The 5275-nt window shown below is 71.3% G+C and carries 1 protein-coding gene; it reads right to left on the bottom strand.

What is annotated here, in order from left to right:
- Nucleotides 1–5275 (bottom strand): non-ribosomal peptide synthetase (locus ACTIDRAF_RS31135; protein WP_016701336.1); only part of this gene is annotated, 5275 nt, incomplete at both ends.

Genomic DNA, 5275 nt, shown 5'->3' on the forward strand with positions numbered 1-5275 from the left:
CTTCGGCCGTCCGGTCGACCCGGACGTGTAGATCACGTAGGCCACCGCCTCGGCGGGCACCACCACCTCCGGTCGCCCGGGTTCGTACCCCGAGAAGTCCGTGCGGTCCAGTTCCACCACCGGCACCCCGGACACCGCCCCCGGGAGAGCACCAGCGGTCTCCGAGACGGTCACCACCGTGGAGGCCCCGCTGTCGGTCAGGGTGTAGGCGATCCGCTCCGCCGGGTAGTTCGGGTCCACCGGTACGTACGCCGCCCCGGCCGCGAGCACACCCAGCACCCCTACCACCAGGTCGGTGGTGCGGGGCAGCAGCAACGCCACCCGCGCTCCCGGGGTCACGCCCCTGGCCCGCAGGTGCGCCGCCAGGCGGTAGGCCCGCCCGGCCAGTTCCCCGTAGGTCACCGTCGTGTCCTGGAAGGACACCGCCACCGCCTCGGGACGCTCCCGGACCTGACGATCGAACAACTCCACCAACGAGCCGCCGGGAACCTCCCGCGCCGCCCGATCGACGTCCGACTCCCAAGCCTGGCTCAGCCGGTTCCGCTCCTCGTCACTGATCAGGGGGATGTCGCGGAGGGGGCGGTCAGCGGCCCCGACCACCCGCTCGGCCAACTCCCCCCACCACCGCCCGAACCGCTCCACCGTGCCCGCATCGAACAACGCCGTCCCGTACTCCACCGTCCCCACCAGACCACCACCCGCCTCCACCGAACGCTCCCGGAAATGCACCGCCAGATCGAACTGCGCCGCCTGCCGGGGCACCACCCGATCCGACACCACCACCCCCGGCACCCCCGCATCCCACTCCCCCACCGCGTTCTGCAACACCACCACCACCTGCACCACCGGCGTCCGCGAGGCATCCCGCACCGGAGCCACCGCCTCGATCACCCGATCGAACGGCACCCAGTCCCACGCGAACGCCTCCACCACCCCATCCCGCACCCCCGCCAGGAACTCCACGAACGATTCCCGCTCATCCACCCGCGACCGCAACGCCACGGTGTTCACGAAGAACCCGACCAGATCCGCCACCTCGGCCCGGTCCCGACCCGAGGTCACCGTGCCCACCACCACATCGTCCTGCCCCGACCACCGGGACAACACCACCTGCGTCACCGCCGTCAACACCATGAACACCGTCGCCGAACACTCCCGGCCCACCGCCCGCAACCCCGCCACCACCGGCTCGGGCACCACGAACTCGGTCACCGCCCCAGCGGTGTCCCGCACCGGCGGCCGGGGACGGTCGGTGGGCAACTCCAACGGCGCCACCCCCGCCAACCGCTCCCGCCAGTAGTCCACCCCGGCCTCCACCCGAACCGGGCTCAACCACTCCCGCTGCCACAACACCCAGTCCGGGTACTGCACCGGCAACACCGGCAACACCGGCTCCTCACCAGCGAGCAGGGCCGTGTAGGCGGTCAGGACCTCCCGGACCAGCACCCCCATCGACCAGGCATCCCCGATGATGTGGTGCATCGAGACCATCAACACGTGCTCGTCGGGACCGGTGTGGACCAGCAGGACCCGCCACAACGGCCCGGTGGTCAACTCCCACGGGGCGCTGGTCTCGGCCCGCAGCACCTGGTCGACCTCCCCACCGGTGGCGGTGACCTCCCGCACGCCCACCGGCAGGTGGGGGTGGATCCGGGTCTGCCCGGCGCCGTCGCCGGGTTCGAGGGTGCCCCGCAGCACCTCATGCCGCTGGCTGACCACACCGAACGCGGCACGCAGGACGCTGGTGTCGAGGGGGCCTCGCAGGTGCAGACCGGTGGCCAGGACGTACTCGACGCTGTCGGGGGTGAACCCGGCCACGAACCACAGGCGCTGCTGGGCCGGGGACAAGGGCACCACCGCCTCGGAGTCGGCACGGGGCAGCAGTGGGGGTTGGGCTACCTCCCCGAGACCGGCCACGACCTCGGCCAACCCGGCCACGGTGGGGTGCTCGAACACCGCCCGCACCGGCAACTCCACCGACAACACCGACCGCACCCGACTGGTCAGACGGGTCGCCAACAACGAATGCCCACCCAGGGCGAAGAAATCATCCTCCACCCCCACCTCGGACACCCCCAACAGGTCCGCGAAGACCGCCGCCAACACCGCTTCCCTCGGCGTCCGGGGCTTCCTGCCCTCCCCTTCCCCGGTGAACTCCGGTGCCGGTAACGCCCGCCGGTCCACCTTGCCGTTCCCGGTCACCGGCAACGACTCCACCACCACCACAACCGAGGGCACCATGTACTCCGGCAACACCCGCCCCACCGACGCACGCACCCCCACCACGTCCACCTCCGCCCCACCAGCGGGCACCACATAAGCCACCAACCGGTCCACACCACCCCCGTCAGCCCGCACCACCACCACCGCCGAGGCCACCCCCGCGACCCCGGCCAGCACCGCCTCGATCTCCGCCGGCTCGATCCGATGCCCCCGCACCTTCACCTGGTCATCAGCCCGGCCCACGAACTCCAACACACCCGACCGGGACCACCGCACCACGTCCCCGGTCCGGTACACCCGCCCACCCACCAGCGAGAACGGATCGGCCACGAACCGGGACGCGGTCAACCCCGCACGCCCCGCATACCCCCGAGCCACTCCGGCACCAGCGATGTAGAGCTCCCCGGGCACCCCCGGCGGTACCGGGCGCAACCCGGCGTCCAGGACATACACCCGGGTGCCGCCCACCGGTGTGCCGATCACCACCGGCCCGGCGCCGTCCACCACCGCGGTGGTGGACCACACCGTGGTCTCGGTCGGCCCGTACAGGTTGAGCACCCCAGCCGGGCCGGCGACCCCGGTCATCGTGGCCGCCACCTCGACGGGCAGGGCCTCGCCCCCCACGAGCATCCGCACCCCGGACAGGGCGGTACCGGTCTCGGCCAGCACCGACCGCCACCAGGTCGGGGTGGCCTGCAGCAGGGTGATCCCGTGGTCGGTGACCAGGCGGGTGACCGCGGCGGGGTCGGTGACCTCCTCCCGGGTGGCCAGGACCACCCGGGCGCCGTGCAGCAGGGGGAGGAACAGTTCCAGGCCGGCGATGTCGAAGGAGATCGTGGTCACCGCCAACCACCGGTCGGACGGGGTGATCCCGACCCGGGTGGTCATGGTGGTCAGGAAGGTGACCAGGTTGCCGTGGGAGACGACCACGCCTTTGGGGCGGCCGGTGGACCCGGAGGTGTAGAGCACGTACAACGCCTGCTCGGGGCAGGTGAACACCACCGGAGCCGGGTCGCAGCGTTCGATGACCTCCTGGATCGCCGGGTCGTCCACGCACACCGCGGGAACCGAATCGGGAACGTGGCGTGCCAGGCCCTGCTCGGTGATGGTCAGGGCAGCTCCGCTGTCGGTCAGCACGTAGGCGATGCGCTCGGTCGGGTGTTCGGGGTCGACCGGGACGTACACGCCACCGGCACGCGCCACCGCTATCAACGCCACCACCAGCTCCACCGACCGGGACAGGCAGATCCCGACCCGGGACTCCACACCCACACCCCGTGCCGCCAGGTACCCGGCCAACCGCGCTGACCGTTCCTCCAGCTCCGCGTAGGTCACCGCGCCCTCGGCGTCGACCACCGCCACCGCTTCCGGTGTCCGTGCCGCCTGCGCGCAGACCAACCCGGCCACCGACACCGGGGGCACCGCCAGCTCGGTGTCGTTCCACCCCCGCACCACCAACTCCCGCTCCGAGGAGTCAAGGATGTCGAGCGCGCGCAACGGCTGCCGTGGATCCCGCCGCACCGCGTCGACCAGGACCGCGAAGTGACGGGTGAACCGCTCGATGGTCTCCGGATCGAACAGGTCGGTGCTGTACTCGATCTCGCCCGACAGCGTCCCGTCGTGCTGCTCCTGGAACAGCAGGGTCAGGTCGAACTGAGCGCTCTCGTGCGGCAGCTCCACCTCCTCGACGCGAAGACCCTGGAGCTCGAGCGCGCCGCGAGGAGCGTTCTGCAAGGTCACCATGGCCTGCACCAGCGGGGTGCGGCTGGTGTCCCGCGCCGGGGACAGCTCGTCGATCAACCGGCTGAACGGAACGTCCTGGTGCTCGAAGCCGTCGAGCACCGTCTCCCGCACCTGCCGGAGGTGGTCGGCGAAGGGCTTCGCAGGCTCCACCGTCGAGCGCAGGACCAGGGTGTTGACGAAGAACCCGACCAGCTTCTCCACCTCGGCGGCCCGGTCCCGTCCGGACACCGTCGTGCCCACCGCGAGGTCGTGCTGACCGCTGTACCGGGACAGCAGCAGCTGGACGAACGCGGTGAGCGTCATGAAGAGGCTGGCGTCGTGCTCGCGTCCGAACGTCCGCAGCCAGGTGGTCACCTCACGCGGAACCACGAACCGCCGCCGCGCACCGGCCGACGTCCGAACGGCCGGTCGAGGCCGATCGGTGGGCAACTCGAGCGGAGGAAGGCCAGCCAGCCTGTCGCGCCAGTAATCGATCTGGGACGCCAACGCGGTCCCGGCGAGCCGTTCCCGCTGCCAGACCGCGAAGTCGACGTACTGGATGACGGGGTCGGCGAGTTCCGGCGCGACGCCGCGCACCGCCGCGCCGTACAGCTCGGTGAGTTCGTCGGCGATCAGACCCATGGACCAGCCGTCGGTGACGATGTGGTGCATCGACAGCACCAGCACGTGGGAATTGTCGTCCTCGCGAATCAGCAACACCCGTAGCAGCGGGCCGGTGCGCATGTCGAAGGGAGTGGACCTCTCGACATGCAGCAGCCGGCGCAGTTCCGCGTGGGCGTCCTGCGCGGCACCGTCCGCCCCCCTCGACGGCCGGCCACACCCGGCGGCGGGGCGGAGATCGACCTGCCGAACCACCACGTTGGCTGGTGGGTGCACGACCTGCACCGCCTCGCCGTCGTGCGTGTCGAAGGTCGTCCGGAGGGATTCGTGCCTCGCCACCAGCGCCGTCAGGGCCGTTGCGAGCGCGGCACGCTCCAGGTTCCCGGTGAGCCGCAGTCCGACCGACAGGTTGTACTCGACGCCCTGCGGGTCGAACTCGTGCAGGAACCACAACCGCTGCTGGGCGAAGGAGAGCGGCTGCGGCACGTCACGACGCACCGGTACCGGGCCGGAGAGCGTGGTGCCGGGCTCGTTCCGCCGGTCGCCGATCTCCACGGCGAGGGCGGCGACCGTCGGTCGGTCGAACAGCGTCCGCGCGGTGAGATCGACACCGAACGCGGCCCTGGCGCGGGAGGTGACCTTGAGGCTCAGGATGGAGTCGCCGCCGAGGGTGAAGAAGTCGTCGTGGACCCCGACCCGGTCCAGTCCC

Origin of the sequence: Actinoalloteichus spitiensis RMV-1378, assembly GCF_000239155.1 — a bacterium.
Classification (GTDB): Bacteria; Actinomycetota; Actinomycetes; order Mycobacteriales; family Pseudonocardiaceae; genus Actinoalloteichus_B; species Actinoalloteichus_B spitiensis.